The sequence below is a fragment of the Lutibacter sp. genome, assembly GCF_033723435.1.
In the GTDB taxonomy this organism is placed as follows: domain Bacteria; phylum Bacteroidota; class Bacteroidia; order Flavobacteriales; family Flavobacteriaceae; genus Lutibacter.
The window spans coordinates 564,077-585,839 of record NZ_JAWVXC010000001.1; the positions used below are offsets into that span (position 1 = coordinate 564,077).

19 protein-coding genes are annotated in these 21,763 nt (G+C 29.3%); 11 read left to right on the top strand and 8 right to left on the bottom strand.

All coding sequences use genetic code 11. From position 1 onward, the window contains the following. The first annotated feature begins 5 nt into the window (after positions 1-5). The 3 genes from R3342_RS02595 to R3342_RS02605 are packed head-to-tail and all read left to right on the top strand — an operon-like array spanning position 6 to position 4,555. On the top strand, positions 6-953 hold the full coding sequence (locus tag R3342_RS02595) for a glycosyltransferase family 2 protein (protein WP_318938106.1): 948 nt from the start codon (positions 6-8) through the stop codon (positions 951-953). Between the two features lie 60 nt (positions 954-1,013). Continuing rightward, positions 1,014-2,729 carry a phospho-sugar mutase gene (locus tag R3342_RS02600; protein WP_318938107.1) on the top strand — a complete coding sequence of 572 codons (1,716 nt, stop codon included), beginning with the start codon at positions 1,014-1,016 and terminating at the stop codon, positions 2,727-2,729. Continuing rightward, positions 2,729-4,555: an ABC transporter ATP-binding protein gene (locus R3342_RS02605; RefSeq protein ID WP_318938108.1), complete on the top strand. Its 1,827-nt coding sequence runs from the start codon at positions 2,729-2,731 to the stop codon at positions 4,553-4,555. Before R3342_RS02600 ends, R3342_RS02605 begins: the two co-directional genes overlap by 1 nt. Before the next feature lie 31 nt (positions 4,556-4,586). Here the strand turns inward: R3342_RS02605 and R3342_RS02610 are convergent, their stop codons facing one another. From R3342_RS02610 to R3342_RS02625, 4 genes are read right to left on the bottom strand one after another with little or no spacing between them, the layout of a single operon-like run. Next, the gene (locus R3342_RS02610; protein WP_318938109.1) at positions 4,587-6,008 is read right to left on the bottom strand and encodes a CCA tRNA nucleotidyltransferase; all 1,422 of its coding nucleotides are present in this window, start codon (positions 6,006-6,008) and stop codon (positions 4,587-4,589) included. A gap of 3 nt (positions 6,009-6,011) precedes the next feature. Continuing rightward, positions 6,012-6,572 (bottom strand): L-threonylcarbamoyladenylate synthase, encoded by a 561-nt coding sequence (locus R3342_RS02615; protein ID WP_318938110.1) that lies wholly within the window; start codon positions 6,570-6,572, stop codon positions 6,012-6,014. Positions 6,573-6,588: 16 nt separating this feature from the next. Beyond that, positions 6,589-7,593, bottom strand: a complete 1,005-nt coding sequence (locus R3342_RS02620) for a glycosyltransferase family 2 protein (protein WP_318938111.1) — start codon at positions 7,591-7,593, stop codon at positions 6,589-6,591. 16 nt (positions 7,594-7,609) lie between these two features. Next, positions 7,610-8,425, bottom strand: a complete 816-nt coding sequence (locus R3342_RS02625; RefSeq protein WP_318938112.1) for a 2,3,4,5-tetrahydropyridine-2,6-dicarboxylate N-succinyltransferase — start codon at positions 8,423-8,425, stop codon at positions 7,610-7,612. A gap of 94 nt (positions 8,426-8,519) precedes the next feature. On the opposite strand from R3342_RS02625, the gene ruvX reads away from it, so the two are divergent. The 5 genes from ruvX to R3342_RS02650 all read left to right on the top strand — a co-directional run bounded on the left by ruvX (position 8,520) and on the right by R3342_RS02650 (position 11,591). After that, positions 8,520-8,933, top strand: coding sequence for a Holliday junction resolvase RuvX (gene ruvX, locus R3342_RS02630; protein WP_318938113.1), 414 nt, complete (start codon positions 8,520-8,522; stop codon positions 8,931-8,933). 69 nt (positions 8,934-9,002) lie between these two features. After that, positions 9,003-9,590 carry a peptide deformylase gene (def, locus tag R3342_RS02635; protein WP_318938114.1) on the top strand — a complete coding sequence of 196 codons (588 nt, stop codon included), beginning with the start codon at positions 9,003-9,005 and terminating at the stop codon, positions 9,588-9,590. A 7-nt stretch (positions 9,591-9,597) separates the two neighbouring features. Continuing rightward, positions 9,598-10,020 carry a DUF5606 domain-containing protein gene (locus tag R3342_RS02640; RefSeq protein WP_318938115.1) on the top strand — a complete coding sequence of 141 codons (423 nt, stop codon included), beginning with the start codon at positions 9,598-9,600 and terminating at the stop codon, positions 10,018-10,020. Between the two features lie 2 nt (positions 10,021-10,022). Further along, positions 10,023-10,802 (top strand): nucleoside triphosphate pyrophosphohydrolase, encoded by a 780-nt coding sequence (mazG, locus tag R3342_RS02645; RefSeq protein WP_318938116.1) that lies wholly within the window; start codon positions 10,023-10,025, stop codon positions 10,800-10,802. A gap of 57 nt (positions 10,803-10,859) precedes the next feature. Beyond that, positions 10,860-11,591: an SDR family NAD(P)-dependent oxidoreductase gene (locus R3342_RS02650; RefSeq protein ID WP_318938117.1), complete on the top strand. Its 732-nt coding sequence runs from the start codon at positions 10,860-10,862 to the stop codon at positions 11,589-11,591. 47 nt (positions 11,592-11,638) lie between these two features. Here R3342_RS02650 and lon read toward each other — a convergent pair whose 3' ends face one another. Further along, entirely contained in the window at positions 11,639-14,092 is a 2,454-nt protein-coding gene (gene lon, locus R3342_RS02655; RefSeq protein ID WP_318938118.1) for an endopeptidase La, read from the bottom strand. Between the two features lie 235 nt (positions 14,093-14,327). Here lon and R3342_RS02660 point away from each other — a divergent pair, with 235 nt between their 5' ends. The 3 genes from R3342_RS02660 to R3342_RS02670 are packed head-to-tail and all read left to right on the top strand — an operon-like array spanning position 14,328 to position 16,468. Beyond that, positions 14,328-14,876 carry a sigma-70 family RNA polymerase sigma factor gene (locus R3342_RS02660; RefSeq protein ID WP_318938119.1) on the top strand — a complete coding sequence of 183 codons (549 nt, stop codon included), beginning with the start codon at positions 14,328-14,330 and terminating at the stop codon, positions 14,874-14,876. Beyond that, a complete protein-coding gene (locus tag R3342_RS02665; RefSeq protein WP_318938120.1) occupies positions 14,866-15,408 on the top strand; it encodes a hypothetical protein in 543 nt (180 codons plus the stop codon). Before R3342_RS02660 ends, R3342_RS02665 begins: the two co-directional genes overlap by 11 nt. Further along, positions 15,392-16,468 carry a hypothetical protein gene (locus R3342_RS02670; RefSeq protein WP_318938121.1) on the top strand — a complete coding sequence of 359 codons (1,077 nt, stop codon included), beginning with the start codon at positions 15,392-15,394 and terminating at the stop codon, positions 16,466-16,468. The genes R3342_RS02665 and R3342_RS02670 overlap by 17 nt, the downstream gene beginning before the upstream one ends. 56 nt (positions 16,469-16,524) lie before the next feature. Here R3342_RS02670 and R3342_RS02675 read toward each other — a convergent pair whose 3' ends face one another. The 3 genes from R3342_RS02675 to nifJ all read right to left on the bottom strand — a co-directional run bounded on the left by R3342_RS02675 (position 16,525) and on the right by nifJ (position 21,758). After that, complete coding sequence (locus R3342_RS02675) at positions 16,525-17,700, bottom strand: GlmU family protein (RefSeq protein WP_318938122.1); 1,176 nt, start codon at positions 17,698-17,700, stop codon at positions 16,525-16,527. A gap of 65 nt (positions 17,701-17,765) precedes the next feature. After that, on the bottom strand, positions 17,766-18,140 hold the full coding sequence (locus R3342_RS02680) for a HEPN domain-containing protein (protein ID WP_318938123.1): 375 nt from the start codon (positions 18,138-18,140) through the stop codon (positions 17,766-17,768). A gap of 87 nt (positions 18,141-18,227) precedes the next feature. Then, on the bottom strand, positions 18,228-21,758 hold the full coding sequence (gene nifJ, locus R3342_RS02685; protein ID WP_318938124.1) for a pyruvate:ferredoxin (flavodoxin) oxidoreductase: 3,531 nt from the start codon (positions 21,756-21,758) through the stop codon (positions 18,228-18,230). Positions 21,759-21,763: the final 5 nt, after the last annotated feature.

Sequence of the window (21,763 nt, forward strand, 5' to 3'; positions counted from 1 at the left end):
CTTAAATGGATATATCAATAGTAATTCCATTATTAAACGAAGAAGAATCTTTAAATGAATTATACGATTGGATTGCAAAAGTTATGCAATCCAATCGTTATTCTTATGAAATTCTTTTTATAGATGACGGAAGTTCAGACAGTTCTTGGAAGGTAATTGAAAACCTTTCTAAAAAAGATAATAACGTAAAAGGAATCCAATTTCAAAAAAACTACGGAAAATCTCAAGCACTAAACGCTGGTTTTAAAGAAGTTAAAGGAGATGTAGTAATAACTATGGATGCCGATTTACAAGATAGTCCTGATGAAATTCCTGAATTATTTAACTTAATTAAAAATGAAGGTTACCACCTAATTTCTGGATGGAAAAAAAAGCGTTACGATTCTAAAATTCGTAAAAATATACCTTCAAAATTATTTAATGCTGCTGCACGAAAAACTTCTGGTTTAAAACTACACGATTTTAATTGTGGCTTAAAGGCTTATCAAAACACTGTAGTTAAAAATATTGATGTACGTGGCGAAATGCACAGATATATTCCAGTACTTGCAAAAAATGCAGGTTTTATTAATATTGGTGAAAAAGTAGTACTTCATCAAGCCAGAAAGTATGGAGTTACTAAATTTGGCATGGATCGTTTTATAAATGGTTTTTTAGACCTAATTACCATTTGGTTTTTGTCCAAATTTGGAAAACGCCCAATGCATTTATTTGGTTTATTGGGTACCATTATGTTTATTATTGGATTTGCATTTTCCTTCTATTTAGGTGTTGATAAACTTTTTATCCATACATCTGGTAGATTAATAACTGAACGCCCCGAATTTTATTTAGCATTAACTACTATGGTTATAGGTACACAGTTTTTTTTAGCAGGCTTTTTAGGTGAAATTATTTTGCGTACCAAAACCGATACCAAACGTTACAATATTTCAACAAAAATTAATTGCTGATAAATTTCTTTAAAACTACTATTAAATAGTATTTTTGCATAAAAATTTAATTTAAAGATTATGAGCACAATTTTAGAAAAAGCCAAACTTTGGTTATCTGACACTTTTGATGCAACTACCCAACAAGAAATTCAAACTCTTATTAATAATGATCCTGAACAATTAACAGAACGATTCTATAAAAATTTAGAATTTGGAACTGGTGGAATGCGAGGTGTTATGGGAGCTGGAACTAACCGAATTAACAAATATACTTTAGGTAAAGCCACTCAAGGATTAGCAAATTACTTAAAACAATCCTTTCCAAATAAACAATTAAAAGTAGCTATTGCTTACGATTGCAGACACAACAGCAATACTTTTGCAAAAATTGTTGCAAATGTCCTTTCTGCAAATAATATAAAAGTCTTTTTATTTGAAGATATGCGTCCAACACCTGAACTTTCATTTGCAGTTAGACATTTAAATTGCGATGCAGGTATTGTATTAACAGCTTCTCATAATCCTCCAGAATACAATGGATATAAAGTATATTGGAATGATGGTAGTCAAATTGTACCTCCAAATGACATTAATATAATTAATGAAGTTAATAGCTTAGATTTTTCTGAAATTAACTTCAATACAAATGAAAACTTAATTGAATATATTGGCAAACCTATAGATAATGCTTTTATAAAAGCATCTGTTGCTAATGGAACTTTTGATACTAAGGAACGCGAGAAATTAAAAATTGTTTATACTTCGTTACACGGAACATCTATAAAATTGATTCCAGATGCATTAGCCGCTGCAGGTTATACCGATGTTAATATTGTAAAAGAACAAGAAGTTCCGGATGGTGATTTTCCAACTGTAGCTTCACCAAATCCAGAAGAACCTGCCGCTTTAAAAATGGCTACTGAATTAGCAAAAAAACTTGATGCAGATATAGTTATTGGAACTGATCCTGATAGTGATAGAATTGGAATTGCAGTAAAAAACTTAAAAGGTGATATGCAATTACTTAATGGTAACCAAACCATGAGTGTAATGACAGATTTTCTAATTAAAAATTGGAAAAAACAAGGTAAATTAAACAGAAAACAATTTGTGGGTTCTACAATAGTTTCTACCAATTTAGTTAATAAAATAGCAGATAGTTATGGTGTAGAAACTCATATTGGACTGACTGGATTTAAATGGATTGCCAAAATGATTCGTGATGAAGAAGGTAAATTAGATTTTATAGGCGGTGGAGAGGAAAGTTTTGGCTATATGGTTGGCGATTTTGTACGCGATAAAGATGCTGTAACTGCAACTCTTTTAGCTTGTGAAATTGCTGCAAATGCTAAAGCAAACGGAAGTTCTTTTTATAAAGAACTAATTCAACTGTACGTAAACCATAATTTTTATAAAGAACATTTAATTGCTGTAGTAAAAAAAGGAATGGATGGCGCAGAGATTATTAGTAAAATGATGGTAGATTTACGAGAAAATCCTATAAGTGAAATTGATGGTTCTAAAGTGGAGTATTTGCATGATTATCAGGCTTCAACTAAAACTAATTTATTAACTGGTAAAGTTGAAAGTATTGCTATTGCAAAATCAAATGTTTTAATTTATGAAACTGCTGATGGAACAAAAGTTGCTGCAAGACCAAGTGGGACAGAACCAAAAATAAAATTCTATTTTAGTGTTAATACTCCTTTAGATAATTTGGAAAATGCTACCTCTACAGAATCTAAGCTAGATGCTAAAATTCAGCGAATTATTAAAGAAATGAAACTTGCTTAATGAACTACTTTAAGAAAATTATAAAATACGCTAAACCTTATACTAAATTTGCCTGGCTTAATATTCTGTTTAATATTTTGTATGCTATTTTTAATGTATTAACAATAGTAGCTTTTATTCCTGTTTTAAATATATTGTTTAAACAAGAAAACAAAATTGAAGCTGAGCCAGTTTATAACGGTATTTTTTCTTTGGGGAAATATGCTCAAGACAGTTTTTATTATTTCATTTCCCAAAAAATGGAAAATGATGGAGCAATAAAAACCTTAGTTTTTGTGTGTATTTTAACGCTATTTTTATTTTTCTTTAAAAATTTCTTTCGTTATATAGCTTCATTCGTATTAGCATTTTTAAGAAATGGTGTGGTTAAAGATTTACGAGATAGCATATATCAAAAAATTATTGAACTACCTATAGCCTATTTTTCCGAAAAAAAGAAAGGTGATATTATTGCCCGTATGACTTCGGATGTGCAAGAAATAGAAAATTCGTTTTTAACATCACTAGAAGCAGTAGTTCGTGAACCTCTAACCATAGTAATTTCATTAACAATAATGCTAATTATAAGTACAAAACTTACCTTATTTGTATTTATTTTATTACCAATTTCAGGTTTTATAATCTCTTCTATCAGTAAAAAGCTAAAAGCACAATCACTTAAAGCTCAACAAGAAACAGGTAATTTTTTATCATTTATAGAAGAAACTTTAACTGGTTTAAGAGTAATTAAAGGATTTAATGCTGAAGACAAAATAAAAGATAAATTTCAAAATTCTACTAATAATTTTAAGTTGCTAATGAATAGTGTTTTACAAAGAAAAACACTTGCTTCACCTATGAGTGAGTTTTTAGGATCAGCAACAATTATTACCATTTTATGGTATGGTGGCAAACTGGTTTTAGGAGATAATAGTGCTTTACGTCCTGAACAGTTTTTAACTTATATTGGTTTATTTTACTTAATTCTAAACCCAGTAAAAGCCCTAACTACAGCATTTTACAACATACAAAAAGGAAATGCTTCTGCTGAACGAATTTTAGCTATTTTAGAAACCGAAAATACCATTATTGACAAACCAAACGCTATTGATAAAAAATCGTTTGAAGATAATATTACTTTTGAAGATATATCCTTTAAATACAAAGATGAATATGTTTTAAATAACTTTTCGTTACAATTAAAAAAAGGTCAAACAGTTGCTTTAGTTGGTCAATCAGGTAGTGGAAAATCTACCTTAGCAAATTTAATTACTCGATTTTACGATGTAAATAAAGGAAGTATTAAAATTGATGGAGTAGATATTAAAGATATTACCCAAAAATCGTTACGCAATTTAATGGGTATTGTTACTCAAGATTCTATTTTATTTAATGATACAGTCAAAAACAATATTAGTTTAGGAGTAGAGACTTCTACAAATGAAGAAGTTATTGAGGCTGCTAAAATTGCAAATGCACACGAATTTATTAAAGATTTACCCTTAAAATACGAAACCAATATTGGCGACAGTGGAAATACTTTATCTGGTGGACAAAAACAACGCTTAAGTATTGCACGTGCTGTACTTAAAAATCCTCCTATTATGGTTTTAGATGAAGCTACTTCTGCTTTGGATACTGAAAGTGAACAGTTAGTACAAAAAGCGTTGGAAAAAATGATGGAAAACAGAACGTCATTAGTAATTGCGCATCGTTTATCAACTATTCAAAAGGCTGATTTAATTGTTGTGATGAAAAAAGGAAAAATAGTTGAACAAGGAAAACATCAAGAATTATTAGACAAAAAAGGGGAGTATTTTAAATTAGTTTCTATGCAGTCTTTTTAATTGAATAAGTATCCCTAATTTTAAAAAGTTACTACTGTTTAATTCCTAATTTTGCAGCTTGTTTTAACATAAAACTATAAGCCTCGTCATAATTATTTGCAATCTTTCCTTCTAAAATAGCTTCTTTTATCGCATCTTTTAGTTGACCAATTTCTCTACAAGGTTTTAAATTAAAAGTTTTCATAATTAATTCTCCTGAAATTGGTGGTTGAAAATTACGTATATGATCTCGTTCTTCAACTTCTTTAATTTTTTGACGAACTACCTTAAAATTGTTATGATATTTTTTAAATCGCATTGGATTTTTAGTAGTTATATCTGCTTCACATAAAGTCATTAAACTTTCAATATCATCACCAGCATCAAAAACTAAACGACGAACTGCCGAATCCGTAACATCCGTTGCTAACACAATTGGTCGGGAGCTTAAAAAAACCATTTTTTGCACAAATTTCATTTTATTATTTAATGGTAATTTTAGTCTTTTAAATAATTTGTATACCATTTTAGAGCCTACAAATTCATGGCTGTGAAAAGTCCAACCGATTGTTTTATGGAACTTTTTTGTGGGAGCTTTTCCAATATCGTGTAATAAAGCTGCCCAACGCAACCATAAATCGCCAGTATTTTTAGAAATATTATCTACAACCTCTAAAGTATGGTAAAAATTATCTTTATGCTTTTGTCCTTCTACTTCTTCAACACCTTGTAAATTTGTTAATTCAGGTAAAAAACGCTCTAACAACTTAGTTTTATGTAACAATAAAAGCCCGACAGACGGAACCTCTGACAACATTATTTTATTAAACTCGTCCATAATTCTTTCCCTCGTAATAATATCAATACGGTTTACGTTTTTTGAAATTGCTTGGAGAGATTTTTCTTCAATGGTAAAATTTAATTGCGATGCAAAACGAATAGCACGCATCATTCGCAAAGGATCATCAGAATAAGTTATATCAGGATTTAAAGGTGTTTTTATAATTTTAGCATCTAAATCATTTAAACCATTAAAAGGATCAAGTAATGCTCCATAATTATTTTCGTTTAAACTAAAAGCTAATGCGTTTATGGTAAAATCTCTACGATTTTGATCATCTTCTAAAGTTCCTATTTCAACTTCTGGATTTCTGCTATGTTCTGAATATGATTCCTTACGAGCTCCAACAAATTCTATTTCTACATCTTCAAAACGTAACATTGCGGTTCCATAAGTTTTAAAAACCTGTACTTTTGGTTTTGTTGGTAATAACTCCGCTACTTTTTTAGCTAGTGCAATACCACTACCAACAGCCACAATATCAATATCTTTCGGAATATTTCGCTTTAAAAAATAATCTCTAACAAAACCGCCAATCACATAAGTTTCTAATTCTAAATTAGTTGCGGCTTTAGATATATATTCAAAAATAGTATGCGTTAAAGCATCGTTATAGGTAGTGTTTTTTAACATAAATTATTCACGAAGCACTATTAATTCATCATTATCTCCTATTTTAATTATGGTTGAAGACTTGGTATTGATTTCCTCGCGATGCAAATTTACAATATAGTCTACGCTATCCAAAATAGCGACATCAATTTCTTTAAAACTTTTAGGTGTTGGCATACCACTTATGTTTGCTGAAGTTGAAACAATAGGTTTTTTAAATGCTGTAATTAATTGTTTACAAAATTCATTTTGTACAATTCTAATTGCCACAGTATTGTCTGAAGCAACTACATTTTTGGCTAAACCAATTGGGTTGTTATAAATTATGGTTGTTGGTTTTAAAGTCGTATTTAATATGTCTATTATTTTGTTGGAAATAGTAGGAATGTACTTTTTAAGCATTTCAATTCCATTAACTAAAATAATTAAGCTTTTACTTTCGGAACGTTGCTTTATTTTAAAAACTTTAGCCACAGCACTTTCTGAAGTTGCATCACAACCAATTCCCCAAACCGTATCAGTAGGGTATAAAATAATTTCTTTTTGATTAAGACTTTTTAATGAATTGTTTATTTCCTTTAACATCTTATAAAGAAAGGTTTTATTTAGAATAATTTAATGATTTTTTACTAATCCAAGTTGAATGAAAAATTGCATTTGCATAATAACTTAGAATTTTTAAAAACAAAAATAATTGTAATCTCATTTTAGGAATTGGATAAAAAACGAGTCCAAATATACCCAAAACAAACTTGGTTAAAAATGTATTTAAAACCAACAAAATCAAAGCTATAAATTTATTTAAACCATTAAAATGTGTGTTTATGTATACATGTTTTGAAATAATAACTTCGGTTTTAGTTATGGATGTTGTTTTTACGTTTAACCTTGAAGCTCCACCATGATTGTGAATAATTTTAGCATTTCTAGAAAGAACTACTTTACCCTTTTTTTCTTGTACGCGTTTACACAAATCTACATCTTCAAAGTACATCCAAAAATTTTCATCCCAACCATTTACCTGATTAAACCAAAACTTACTCATAAAAATAACAGAACCAGATACCCAATCCGGAAATATTACTTTCTTATTTACATCATAAATTTTATGAATTTCTTTTTTATGAGTTCGTTTAAAAATTGCTCTTGACAAGCCAAATAATGTTTGTAATTTAGGAAATAATCTAATTTCATTTTCTCTTTTTCCTTTAGGATTTACCTGAGAACAAGAAATGATACCATAATCCTCATTAGTTTTTGATAAATAGAGCATTTCTAATAAAGCATCTTTAGCCGCAATAGTATCAGGGTTTAAAAATAGTAAATAGTCTCCATTTGCATTTTTAGCTCCAACATTACATCCATTTGCAAAACCGTTATTTCCTGAGTTTTCAATAAATTTGACTGCCTTATATTTTTGCTTGAATTTTTCTAGAAAACCATCATTAGAACAATTATCAACCACAACAACTTCTAAATTAAATTTCTCTGAAACAATAACGTTTAAAGAATTTAAACAATTTGTTAAATGCTTCCAACTTCTATAATTTACTATAACTACAGAAATTTTTGGAACAGCTATTACCTCTTGTTGTTGAAGATTCATCTAATAAAATGGTTAACTAAACTGCTACATCATTTTCACGTAACGCATCATTTAAAGAAGTTTTTTTATTAGTACTTTCTTTTCGTTTTCCAATAATCATAGCACAAGGCACGTTAAATTCTCCTGCTGGAAATTGTTTTTTATAACTACCTGGAATAACTACTGAACGAGCAGGAACTCTTCCTCTTAACTCTACAGGTTTTTCACCAGTAACATCAATAATTTTAGTGCTCATTGTCAATACAACACCTGCACCTAAAACTGCTTCCTTTTCAACGTATACACCTTCAACAACAATACAGCGTGAACCAACAAAAACATCATCTTCAATAATTACTGGTGCTGCTTGTAATGGTTCTAAAACGCCACCTATACCAACACCACCACTTAAATGAACATTTTTACCTATTTGTGCACAACTACCCACTGTAGCCCAAGTATCTACCATAGTTCCTTCATCCACATAAGCACCAATATTTACATAACTTGGCATTAAAATAGTTCCTGCCGAAATATAAGATCCATAACGTGCAACTGCATGTGGAACTACTCGTATTCCTTTTTCTTTGTAACCAGTTTTAAGAGGTATTTTATCATGATATTCAAAAATACCAACTTCCTGTGTTTCCATTTTTTGAATAGGAAAATATAATACTACTGCTTTTTTTACCCATTCATTTACCTGCCAACCACTATTTGTAGGCTCAGCAACACGTAATTTTCCACTATCTAATAAACTTATAACATTTCTAATAGCTTCTTTAGTAGAGGATTCTTTTAACAAATCTCTATTTCCCCAAGCTTTTTCAATTTGTTCTCTTAACAACTTCATATTTTAACTTCTTTTATGGCAAATATAAAGTTTAAAATAGTTTTATAATTCAATTTATGTAAATTTGAACACTTTTATAAAATATGTTAGTATTTTGAGTAGAATTTTAGCGATAGATTACGGAGAAAAAAGAACTGGTATTGCAATTACAGATGAATTGCAAATAATAGCTTCTGGTTTAACTACTGTAGCTACTAAAAACCTGTTTTCTTTTTTAACTAACTATTTAAAAACTGAAAGTGTAGAGTTATTTCTAGTTGGTGAACCTAAACAAATGGATAATAAACCTAGTGAAAGTGAACAATTTATTGCTCCGTTTATCAAAAAACTGGAAACAACTTTCCCTAAAATCCCTATAAAAAGAATTGATGAACGATTTACATCTAAATTAGCCTTTCAGAGCATGAGGGAAAGTGGGTTGAAGAAAAAACAACGTCAAAACAAAGCTTTAATTGACGAAATTAGTGCAACAATAATTTTACAATCCTATTTATATAATAGATTATAATTTTTTTCACATACACCTTTTGCCTAATAACTTGATTCTTTGTAATTTTGCAAACCAAAAATATATTATATGATTTTACCTGTTATCGCCTATGGTGATTCCGTTTTAAGGAAAGTTGGTATTAATATCGACAAAGATTATCCTAATTTAGAAGAGCTAATAGAAAACATGAAGGAAACCATGATAAGTGCTCAAGGTGTTGGATTAGCTGCTCCACAAATAGGTAAAGCAATACGTTTATTTATTGTAGATACTTCTCCTTTTGCTGAAGATGATGAGCTTGAAGATGAGGAAAGAGCATTTTTAAAAGATTTTAAAAAAGTATTTATAAATGCAAAAATAATTAAAGAAGAAGGTGATGAATGGCCTTTTACAGAAGGGTGTTTAAGTATTCCTGACATTCGTGAAGATGTATTCAGACAAGAAAAAGTTACCATAGAATATGTAGATGAAAATTTTGAAAAACATACAGATGTTCTAGATGGTTTAGCTGCCAGAGTTGTACAACACGAATATGATCATATTGAAGGTATTTTGTTTACTGATAAAATTTCCTCACTAAAAAAACGATTAATTAAAAAGAAATTAGAAAATATTAGTAAAGGAAAAATAAATCCAGATTACAGGATGAAATTTCCTCAATTAAAAAAGAAATAATTATTATATGGAGTTAAAAGATATAGTTGCTATTAATGGTAAGCCAGGTCTATTTGAAATAAAAGCACAATCTAAAGGCGGAATTATAGTTCAATCATTGTTAGATGACAAAAAATTTCCAATTACAGCAATGCATAATATTAGTGCATTAAACGAAATTTCAATATATACCTATGAAGAAGAAATTCCATTAAGAATTGTTTTCAAAACCATTGGAGAAAAAGAAAATGGTAAAGAGGCTATCAGTCATAAAGAAAATGGTAAAGTTTTAACTTCCTATTTTAGAGAAATTTTACCAAACTTTGATGAAGAACGCGTATATACTTCTAACATAAAAAAAGTTATCCAGTGGTATAATTTACTAGCTTCAACAAACTTTGATTTTAGTGCTATTTCTGAAGAAGAAACCGAAGAAAAAGAACAAGCATAATTATGCATACCCGAGAACAGCAACTTCAAGCCTTTGGCAGATTGTTAGACATTATGGATGAGTTGCGTTTAAAATGTCCTTGGGATAAAAAACAAACGTTTCAATCTTTACGTCATTTAACTATTGAAGAAACCTACGAATTAGGCGACGCAATTCTTAATAACGATTTACAAGAAATAAAAAAAGAACTTGGTGATGTACTGTTGCATATCGTTTTTTATGCTAAAATAGGTTCTGAAACCGATTCTTTTGACATTGCAGATATAGCAACTGCTATTTCAGAAAAATTAATTCACAGGCATCCGCACATTTATAGTGATGTTACAGTTGAAAATGAAGATGATGTTAAAAAAAACTGGGAACAACTAAAACTTAAAGAAGGAAAAAACTCTGTTTTAGAAGGTGTTCCAAAATCATTACCTGCGTTGGTAAAAGCTAATAGAATTCAAGACAAAGTTGCAGGAGTTGGATTTGATTGGGAAAAACCAGAACAAGTTTGGCTAAAAGTACAAGAAGAACTTGCGGAACTAAATGCTGAAATTGAAAAAGGAAACCAAAAAAATATTGAAGCAGAGTTTGGCGATGTACTCTTCTCAATGATAAATTATGCCAGATTTATTAAAGTTAGCCCTGAAAATGCTTTAGAGCGTACCAATAAAAAATTCATAAACCGATTTCAATATTTAGAAAAAGAAGCAAAAAAAATAGGAAAATCTTTACATGATATGTCCTTATCTGAAATGGATATTTATTGGAATAAAGCCAAAGAATTCTATAAATAATCCTGTTTATAGTCCATAATTTTCATTATTTTAGTACTAGATTAAATTAGTTAAAAAATGGAAAAAATAGTTATTATAACTGGTGGAAATAAGGGATTAGGAGAAGGGCTATCAAAAGTTTACCATAAAAATGGTTACCGAGTTTTTTCAATTTCTCGTTCCATAAAAGAAAAATTTTATACCGCAGAACAATATTCTTGTGATTTAAGTAAAGTAGAAACTATTGAGCCTACTTTAACAGAAGTATTTTCTCATTTAGATACTACTAATACTAAAAAAATTCTTCTTATAAATAATGCCGGAGATTTAGGAACTGTTAATACCATAGAAAATATAAATCCTAAAGATATTAATTACACCATTCAAGTTAATTTAATAGCTCCTTTAATACTAAATGCTACTTTCATCAAATTAACAAAAGAGTTTAATTGCAAAAAAGAAATTATTAATATTTCATCGGGAGCTGCTATAAATCCTTATGAAAGTTGGTCGCTTTATTGTGCTTCAAAAGCAGGAATAGATATGATGACTAAAGTAATTTCTAAAGAGCAAAAACATCATGAAAACAGTGTTAAAATCGTTTCAATCTATCCTGGAATTGTAGATACAGATATGCAATCAAAAGCTAGAAATACGCCAAAAGAAAACTTTAAGTCCGTTCAACGTTTTATTGATTTTTATAATAATGGTGAATTAAGTTCACCTAAAGAAGTAGCTAAAAAGATATATAAACTAGATAAAACTGGAAAATTAACAAATGGTTTAATTTTAGATATTAGAAATGTCTAAGCTTTAATAACATAATAAAAAAGCAGCCAATTGGCTGCTTTTTTATTTTATAATTTTTTAGCATTTTTAACTTTTTGTTTCATTAAAGCCAAATCAATTACTTCTTTCATTTCAGAAACGTAATGAAATTTCATTCCTTTTAAATAGGACGGTTTAATTTCTTCAATATCTTTTTTGTTTTCAATACATAAAATAATTTCATTAATATTAGCTCTTTTTGCTGCTAGTATCTTTTCTTTTATTCCTCCAACTGGTAAAACTTTTCCACGCAACGTAATTTCACCTGTCATGGCTAATTTAGATTTTACTTTACGTTGTGTAAACACAGACACCAAAGATGTTAACATAGTTATACCTGCACTTGGTCCATCTTTTGGCGTTGCTCCTTCCGGAACATGAATATGTACTTTATATTCATCTAACCATTTACTATTAATTCCAAAATCATTTGCATTAGCTCTAATATATTCCATCGCTATGGTTGCAGATTCTTTCATTACTTTCCCTAAATTTCCAGTAATGGTTAATCCCTTTCCTTTAGAAATTATGGACTCAATAAATAAAATATCTCCTCCAACTTGTGTCCAAGCTAAACCTGTAACTACACCAGCAACATTATTACTTTCATATTTATCGCGTTCCAAATGCGATGGGCCTAACACTTTCTCTATGGTTTCAACAGAAACTTTAACTTCATAATCCTCTTCCATTGCAATAGATTTTGCTGCATAACGAACCATTTTTGCTATTTGCTTTTCTAAACCACGGACTCCAGATTCACGTGTATAAGCTTCCACAATTTTTTCTAATTGTTTTTTACCTATTTTTAAATCTTTTGAAGACAGACCATGTTCTTTTAATTGTTTTGGCAATAAATGCCTTTTAGCAATCTCTACTTTTTCTTCAATAGTATACCCTGAAACATTAATTATTTCCATTCTATCACGTAATGCCCAAGGAATTGTAGATAAACTATTGGCAGTTGCAATAAATAAAACCTTAGATAAATCGTAATCTAATTCTAAATAATTATCGTAAAAAGTGGTGTTTTGTTCTGGATCTAAAACTTCTAACATCGCAGAAGATGGATCACCATTATGACTTGAAGATGCTAATTTATCAATTTCATCCAAAACAAAAACTGGGTTTGAAGTTCCTGCTTTTTTCAAATCCTTTATAATTCTACCTGGCATTGCGCCAATATAAGTTTTTCTATGACCTCTAATTTCAGCTTCATCACGCAAACCACCTAAAGACATTCTTACATATTTTCTATCCAAAGATTCAGCAATAGATTTTCCTAAAGAAGTTTTCCCTACTCCTGGAGGACCATATAAACAAATAATTGGAGATTTCATGTCTCCTTTCAATTTTAAAACGGCTAAGTGTTCAATAATTCGTTCTTTAACTTTTTCCAAACCAAAATGATCTCGATCAAGTATTTTTTGTGCTCTTTTTAAATCGAAATTATCTATAGAATATTCATTCCAAGGTAAATCTAATAACAAGTCTAAATAATTACGTTGTACAGAATATTCAGCCATTTGTGGATTCATACGCTGTAAACGTCCTAATTCTTTATCAAAAATTCCTTTAACTTCCTTATTCCATTTTTTAGATTTAGATCTCTCGCGCATTTCTTCTAATTCTTCATCATAAGAAACGCCTCCTAACTCTTCTTGAATAGTTTTTAATTGTTGATGCAAATAATATTCACGTTGTTGCTGATCCATATCTAAACGTGTTTTAGAATGAATATCATTTTTCAATTCTAATTTTTGCAACTCAATATCCATTTTTTTCAAAGTAACTAAAGCTCTTTCCTTTAAATTACTAATTTGAAGTAGTTCTTGTTTTTCAGACACTTTTAAATTCATGTTTGAAGAAACAAAATTTATTAAAAACGGACTACTTTCAATATTTTTAATGGCAAAAGTAGCTTCAGTAGGTAAATTTGGATTTTCCTTAATAATTTTAATCGCCATATCCTTAATAGATTCAACAATTGCCTCAAATTCAGGAGCTTTCTCGTCGGATCTATCTTCTGGAAATTCTTTAGTTGTAGCCTGTATATAAGGTTTTTCTTGTACAATAGTATCTATTTCAAAACGCTTTTTGCCTTGTATAATTACCGTTGTATTTCCATCAGGCATTTTTAGCATTCTTAAAATACGAGCAACCGTACCAACCTTATGAATATCATTAACCGTTGGGTCTTCAATAGATTCATTTTTTTGGGCAACTACTCCAATTATTTTATTCCCTTTATTCGCCTCTTTAATTAATTGGATAGATTTATCTCTACCTGCTGTAATTGGAATTACAACTCCAGGAAACAATACTGTGTTTCGCAAAGGTAATATGGGTAAAACTTCTGGAACCTCTTCCTTATTTATTTCTTCTTCGTCTTCTGGCGTCATTAATGGAATTAAATCAGCATCTTCATCTAAAATATTTTGAAGTGACAATTTGTCCAGATTTAAAAATTTTGATTTGCTCATACTATAATTTGGGTCATTTTGTCATTTATAGTTATTAAACACTAATAAATACAAAAACAAAATTAATTTAAAATTCTTATTTTCAACTATTTACAGTAATTTTATTTGTACTGTTATCTTATAAATTTCAATAGTTATGCCAAATAAGTTTAAAGTAATTATATTTTTTTATTTAATTTTAATACAAACTGTAACAGTTAGAAATAATTAAAGTCTTTTTAATAGAAATTAGTTTTTGAACCAAGATAAACCACATATAAGGCAACTTTTAAGCAAGTGTGAAAATGGAGACAAATCAGCACAATTTGCCATATATAAGCTGTATTATAAAGCAATGTATAATTGTGCCTTAAGAATAGTGAATGATAGTTTTGAAGCTGAAGATATTATGCAAGAAGCTTTTTTAGCAGCTTTCACAAAATTAAATACTTATAGTAAAGATGTAAGTTTTGGAGCTTGGTTAAAAAGAATAGTTATTAATAAAAGTTTAAGTAGTTTAAAAAAAACGAATTATATGGAAACTGTTGAGCTTGAAAAAATACGAAAAGATGATTTTGTTGATGAAGAAATTGATACAAGTAACATTAATGTTTCCTTTATTTTAAAACAAATTAATGCACTTAAAACAAATTATAGAGTAATAATTAATTTAAATTTAATTGAAGGGTATGATTGTGAAGAAATTGCCCAAATATTAAATATATCTTATGAAAACAGTAGAACAACTTTATCGAGAGCAAAAAATAAATTAAGACAACTTTTAGTTCCTATTTATGAAAGATAATTTAGAAAATATATTTAAAAATTTAGAAAATCAGTTTGATATAAATGAACCAAATATCGGTCATTTTAACAGATTTGAAGCAAAACTAAATTCCACTAATAAAAAAGATTCTTTTAAACTTTACAAATTAGTTAGCTTAATAGCTGTTGCCGCTTCTATAATACTATACATTGGCATTTGGGTTGGCTCATCATTTAATTCATCAGGTTTAGAATTATCAAGCGTTTCTCCTAAAATGAATGAAACTGAAAATTATTTTATTACCACTATTCAAAAAGAAATACAACTTATTGAAAAAGAAAAAAATAGCAGTAATAAACAACTTATAGATGACTCTTTTGCACAACTAAAAAAATTAGAAAAACAATATAACTTATTAGAAATTGACTTAAAAGAAAATAAATCGGATCCAAGAATAATTTATGCAATGATTGCCAATTACCAACAACGAATTACAGTTTTACAAAGCCTAATTCAACAACTAAAAGACGTTAAACAATTAAAAACACAAACTCATGAAAAATACATTTAAAATACTATTTATACTTTTTTTAATCCCTTTATCCATTTTTGCTACAGGGAAAAAAGGTAAATACACGAAAAACAAAATGATTAAAAAAGAATTTAAAGTAAATAAAGATGCTACTTTAAAGGTTAATAATAAATATGGAAATATTGAAGTAACCACTTGGAATGAAAACAAAATTGTTATTCAAGTTTCTATAACTACCACAGGTAATGATGAAGAAAAAGTAAAAGCCAGATTAGATAGAATTAATGTAGATTTCACCAATAATTCATCAAATGTAACAGCAAAAACTATTATTGAAAAAAAATCATCATCTTGGAAAATTTGGGGAAAGAACAACAATGTTAGTATGGAAATTAATTATTTAATAAAAATGCCAATTACCAATAATGTTAATTTAAACAATGATTATGGAGCAATTAACATTGATAAATTAGAAGGAACATCTATTATAAATTGTGATTATGGTAGTTTAAATATTGGAGAATTAAGAAATACAAACAATCATATTAATATTGATTATACTAATAATTCATTCATAGATTTTATGAAAGATGGAGATATTAATGCCGATTATTCTACACTAAACATAACTAAATCTGGAAGAACTAAATTAAATGCCGACTATTCTCATATTACTTTTGGACAGGTTACTAATTTAAATTTCAACTGTGATTATGGTAGTCTAAAAATGGATGAAGCTGGAAATGTTACTGGTGATAGCGATTATATGCATAACTCTGTAGGAAAATTACTAGGCACAGGTAGTTTTAAAATTGAATATGGATCTTTAAAAATTAAAGAAATTAGTGCTAATTTTAAATCTCTAAATGTAGTTTCATCTTATACGCACTTAAAATTTGGAACAGAAGATCCTGTATCATTTGATTTTTCAGCTCGTTTAAGCTATAGTGGATTAAAATATGATGATAACAAGTTTACTTTCACTAGAGAAGTAAAAGATTCATCACAAAAAGAATACGAAGGGTATTATAATTCAGCCAATTCCGGAAAAACAATAACCATTAAATCTGATTATGGAAGTGTAACCTTCTATAAATAAATTACTAATTAATTACTAACAAAAAAAGCTCATTGAAATCAATGAGCTTTTTTTATTTAATAATTTCTATACTTTTCAGTAATTTCAAAAATATGCCTTAGAATTTTTTGTTCTTTTTCATCAAATTCTAAATTCCTTCTTTCAAAAACTAATTTAGCTGTTTCTGTAGCTTTATTTAATTGATACGTTGTAAATCCGGTTGCTCCTCCCCAACTAAATGATGGAATAAAATTTCTTGGAAAATTGCTTCCATAAATATTGGCGCTCACTCCTACTACTGTTCCCGTATTAAACATCGTATTAATTGCACATTTTGAATGATCTCCCATAATTAATCCACAAAATTGCAATCCTGTTTTAGCAAAATTTTCTGTTTCATAGCTCCATAAACGAACTTGAGCATAATTATTTTTCAAGTTAGAATTATTAGAATCCGCACCAATATTACACCATTCGCCAAGTACTGAATTTCCTAAAAATCCATCATGTCCTTTATTTGAATATCCTGTTAAAATTGAGTTACTTATCTCTCCTCCAACTTTACAAAAAGGACCAATAGTGGTTGCTCCATATATTTTAGCGCCCATTTTTACTGTTGAATTATCACATAAAGCAAAAGGACCTCTAATTAAACTACCTTCCATAATAGTTGCATTTTTACCAATATAAATTGGACCTTCTGATGCATTTAAAACAGAAAAATTTATTGTTGTTCCTTCTTCAATAAAAATATTATTTGGATTTATAGTTTGAATATTTTCAGGTATTAACTGTGATTTTCTATCCTTAATTAATAAATCAAAATCCAATTGAATAGCTTTTTCATTATATGAAAATAAATTCCACGTGTTTTTAATTTGAATTAAATCCTCTTCAAATTCAATTTGTTGATATGTAGAAAAATCTATTTCTTCTTGTGACTCTTTACTATAAAAAGCAACCACTTCATCATTTTTAAAAATTGCTTGGTTTTCTTTTAAATCTTTAACTAAATAAACTAAGGTTGGAGTTGGTAAAAAAGAAGCATTTAACATAATGTTATTTTCCATTTCAACCATTGGAAACTTTTCTTCTAAATACTCTTCAGTTACTGTTGTAGTTGTAGTTTCTAAATATTTTTCCCATTTTTCACGAATAGTTAAAATACCAATTCGTAAATCTGCTACAGGTTTTGTGTAGGTTAATGGTAAAAGGGCATTACGTACTGCACCATCAAATAAAATATAATTCATGGGTTTTGTTTTATTACAAATGTACAGTAAGTTTTTGCTTTCTCAAATGAAATATCAAATGAGGCTTATAAAATTTTATTTCTGCGAAGATAAGTATCTAATGCATCTGCTGTATCTAAACAGGCACTAACCTTAGGAATTTCTGAACAGTAACGAGAATCTATAATATGATGCCTACAACTAATAGCACTTAAATCAACATCTTTAAATTTATCGTTAAACGCTAAGCATTTATTGTATAATGTATCAATAGTTTCGTCTTTCTCAATTTCAATATTATTTTGGGTTAAGTAACCTTTTAAATAATTTTCAATAGCAATTTGTGAATTTTTACAAACAGAATAACTAACCATATCTTCTTCTGGTTTAAACATTTCTTCTTTTGCTTCGTGAAGTTTTTTTTCAGCTTCATCTAAAAATGCTTTGGATCTGGTTTTCATAGAGTGGTTATTTTGGGTTACTAAATTCTTTTTTTATAAAATAAGTGCTGGACACATTAGTATCCAGCACTTTTTCATCTAATTAAATTATAAATTTCTATAAAGTTCTAAACGTTCCCATTGTGTTTCCACTTTTTCTTGAGCTTCGTCTAATAAAGCTTTCGCTTTTTCTGCATTGTCTTTAACTACTCTTGTAAAGCGAGATTCGCTATACATAAAGTCACTTAAAGGAGCTGAGGGTTGTTTAGAGTCCAATCTGAATTTTTTTCCTTTTTCTTCTAAAGGATTAAATCTAAATAATGGCCAGTAACCAGTCTCAACTGCTTTTGCTTGATGATCTGCCGCATATCTTAAATCATATCCGTGATCTCCACAATGTGAATATGCAATAATTATAGAAGTTCCTGGGAAAGCTTCCGCTTCTTGAATTGCTTTCAAAGTTTGGTTGTCTTTTGCTCCAATTGCTATTTGAGCAACATATACATTTCCATAAGAAACAGCTTGTAATGCTAAGCTTTTCTTAGGTGTTATTTTACCTCCAATTGAAAATTTAGCACTAGCACCCATTTGAGTTGCTTTAGATGCTTGACCTCCTGTATTTGAGTAAATTTCAGTATCCATAACTAAAATATTTACATTTTCACCAGAAGCTAACACATGGTCTAATCCTCCAAATCCTATATCATAAGCCCATCCGTCTCCACCAAATATCCAAACTGATTTTTTACGCAAATACTCAGAAAGGTCTCTAAGATTTTTAGCTTCTTTGGTATCTAAAGTATCTAAAATGCTATTTAGTTCTTCAATTTGTTTTAACTTCAACTCTTTTTGAGTTTCATCTTCTTCAAGATTCTCGATAATTTGATTTACTAAATCAGTTCCTACTTCATTTTCTAAAGATTTTAATAAATCAAAAGCTATATCTTGTTTTTTAGTTAATGCTAAACGCATACCTAAACCATATTCTGCATTATCTTCAAATAATGAATTTGCCCAAGCTGGACCTCTACCCGCGCTATTTTTAGTATAAGGTGTTGTTGGTAGGTTTCCTCCATATATTGATGAACAACCTGTTGCATTGGCAACCATCATACTGTCTCCGTATAATTGAGTTACTAATTTTATGTAAGGTGTTTCACCACAACCAGGACAAGCACCTGAAAACTCAAATAAAGGTTCTAAGAATTGTGATCCTTTTACGGTTGAAGTTTTTAACTCTTTTCTATCATAATTTGGTAAATCAATAAAGTAATCCCAATTTTTATTTGCTTCTACATCTACATCTATCTTTTTAGACATGTTTATTGCAAATACACCTTCTACTTCTTTGCTTTCAGCAGGGCAAACTTCAACACATAAATCACATCCTGTACAATCTTCTGGTGAAACTTGCAATACATAACTTTCTGTTTCACTATTAAATGGTCTTCCTTTTGCTGGAACATGTTTTAAACCTTCAGGAGCATCTGCCATTAATTCGTTTGATACTACTTTTGCTCTAATTGCAGCATGTGGACAAATACTAACACATTTATTACATTGTGTACATAAATCTGCATCATCCCAAGTAGGAATATAGGCTGCAATACCACGTTTTTCAAATTTAGTTGTTCCTGTAGGGAAAGTACCATCAGCAGTAAATGCACTAACTGGTAAACTATCTCCTTTACCTGCCAAAATAGTTCCTAAAATTTCTTTTACAAACTCATCAGCTCCTTCTCTCATCATAGGTTTTAAACCATCTTTATTTGTTGTGTGACGAGGGTATTCTACTTTTTCTAAGTTTTCTAATGATTTATCTACCGCATTAAAGTTCATGTTTACAATTTTATCTCCTTTATGAGAATAAGATTTTACAATGGCAGCTTTAATTTTTTTGATAGCTTCATCTTTAGGTAAAACTCCTGAAATTGCAAAGAAACAAGTTTGTAATACCGTATTTGTACGTTTACCAAGATTTACATCGTGAGCAACTTTAGTAGCATCAACTACATAAAAATCAATATTATTATCAATTATTCTTTTTTGTAAAATACTTGGAAGTTCTGTCCAAACTTTATATTTAGAATAAGGAGAATTTAATAAGAATGTTCCTCCTTCTTTAATATTTTCTAAAACATCATACTTCTCTATAAAGTTAAATTGATGAACTGCAATAAAATTAGCTTTATCAACTAAGTAAGAAGCTGTAATTGGATCTGGTCCAAAACGTAAATGTGAAATAGTTTGCGCACCTGCTTTCTTAGAGTCATAAACAAAATATCCTTGTACATAATTATCCGTTGTTTCACCGATAATTTTAATAGAGTTTTTGTTTGCTCCAACGGTACCATCAGAACCTAAACCATAAAACATACAATTAACTGTATTTTTAGTAGTTTTAAACTCTTTATCATAAGTTAAACTTGTATGCGTAACATCATCATTAATACCAATAGTGAAGTGGTTTTTTGGTGAATTTTTTAATAATTCATCATAAATACCTTTAACCATTGCTGGTGTAAATTCTTTTGATGATAATCCATAACGACCTCCTACAATTGTAGGTAAAGTGTCTCCCATTTCAACAAATGCACTTACTACATCTAAATATAAAGGTTCTCCAATACTTCCTGGTTCTTTTGTTCTATCTAAAACTGCAATTTTTTTAACTGTTTTAGGTAATTCTTTAATAAAATGATAAATAGAGAATGGACGATATAAACGAACATATAACGCTCCTACTTTTTCACCATTGGCAACCATTGCTTCAACTGCTTCACCAACAGCACCTTCACCTGATCCCATAATAATAATTACGCGTTCAGCTTCTGGATGGCCTACATAGTTAAATAAGTCATATCTTCTACCTGTTAGTTTATAAAATTCATCCATAGTTTCTTGAACTATTTCAGGAACTTTTTGATAATATAAATTGGAGGCTTCACTTGCTTGGAAAAATACATCTGGGTTTTGTGAAGTTCCTCTAATAACTGGATTATCTGGATCTAAAGCTCGTTTTCTATGTTTTAAGATATCATTTTCTGGCATCATCGCTTTTATTACTTCATCAGAAATAGCATCCATTTTAGTAATTTCATGAGAAGTTCTAAATCCGTCAAAAATATTTAAAAATGGAACTCTACTTTTAAAAGTTGCTACTTGAGATATTAAAGCAAAATCATGAGCTTCTTGCCCTGAACCTCCAAACAACATAGAAAAACCTGTTGCTCTAGCTGACATAACATCGGAATGGTCTCCAAAAATGGATAATGCATGTGTTGCAATTGTACGTGCTGCTACATGAATTACAGTAGGTAATAATTCACCTGCCATTTTATACATGTTAGGTATCATTAATAACAAACCTTGTGACGCTGTGAATGTTGTAGTTACAGCTCCTCCTTGTAGAGATCCGTGGACAGCTCCAGAAGCTCCACCTTCACTTTGCATTTCAATAATTCTAGGTACATTACCCCAAACATTTTTTAGCCCCTTTGCACTATAAACTTCTGCGTGCTCTCCCATTGGTGATGCAGGCGTAATTGGATAAATTGCACAAACTTCGTTAGTTTTATGTGCAATCTTTGCTACTGCTTCATTAGCATCACAAATTAATTTAGAAATCTCTTCTTTCATTTTTA

Excerpts from the sequence above, each read along its gene's own strand:
- R3342_RS02600 (WP_318938107.1), top strand. The coding sequence starts at position 1,014 with ATGAGCACAATTTTAGAAAAAGCCAAACTTTGGTTATCTGACACTTTT.
- lon (WP_318938118.1), bottom strand. The coding sequence starts at position 14,092 with ATGAGCAAATCAAAATTTTTAAATCTGGACAAATTGTCACTTCAAAAT.
- R3342_RS02620 (WP_318938111.1), bottom strand. The coding sequence starts at position 7,593 with ATGAATCTTCAACAACAAGAGGTAATAGCTGTTCCAAAAATTTCTGTA.
- R3342_RS02625 (WP_318938112.1), bottom strand. The coding sequence starts at position 8,425 with ATGAAGTTGTTAAGAGAACAAATTGAAAAAGCTTGGGGAAATAGAGAT.
- mazG (WP_318938116.1), top strand. The coding sequence starts at position 10,023 with ATGCATACCCGAGAACAGCAACTTCAAGCCTTTGGCAGATTGTTAGAC.
- R3342_RS02650 (WP_318938117.1), top strand. The coding sequence starts at position 10,860 with ATGGAAAAAATAGTTATTATAACTGGTGGAAATAAGGGATTAGGAGAA.
- R3342_RS02615 (WP_318938110.1), bottom strand. The coding sequence starts at position 6,572 with ATGTTAAAGGAAATAAACAATTCATTAAAAAGTCTTAATCAAAAAGAA.
- R3342_RS02610 (WP_318938109.1), bottom strand. The coding sequence starts at position 6,008 with ATGTTAAAAAACACTACCTATAACGATGCTTTAACGCATACTATTTTT.
- R3342_RS02680 (WP_318938123.1), bottom strand. The coding sequence starts at position 18,140 with ATGAAAACCAGATCCAAAGCATTTTTAGATGAAGCTGAAAAAAAACTT.
- R3342_RS02675 (WP_318938122.1), bottom strand. The coding sequence starts at position 17,700 with ATGAATTATATTTTATTTGATGGTGCAGTACGTAATGCCCTTTTACCA.
- R3342_RS02670 (WP_318938121.1), top strand. The coding sequence starts at position 15,392 with ATGAAAAATACATTTAAAATACTATTTATACTTTTTTTAATCCCTTTA.
- def (WP_318938114.1), top strand. The coding sequence starts at position 9,003 with ATGATTTTACCTGTTATCGCCTATGGTGATTCCGTTTTAAGGAAAGTT.
- R3342_RS02595 (WP_318938106.1), top strand. The coding sequence starts at position 6 with ATGGATATATCAATAGTAATTCCATTATTAAACGAAGAAGAATCTTTA.
- R3342_RS02605 (WP_318938108.1), top strand. The coding sequence starts at position 2,729 with ATGAACTACTTTAAGAAAATTATAAAATACGCTAAACCTTATACTAAA.
- nifJ (WP_318938124.1), bottom strand. The coding sequence starts at position 21,758 with ATGAAAGAAGAGATTTCTAAATTAATTTGTGATGCTAATGAAGCAGTA.
- R3342_RS02640 (WP_318938115.1), top strand. The coding sequence starts at position 9,598 with ATGGAGTTAAAAGATATAGTTGCTATTAATGGTAAGCCAGGTCTATTT.
- R3342_RS02665 (WP_318938120.1), top strand. The coding sequence starts at position 14,866 with ATGAAAGATAATTTAGAAAATATATTTAAAAATTTAGAAAATCAGTTT.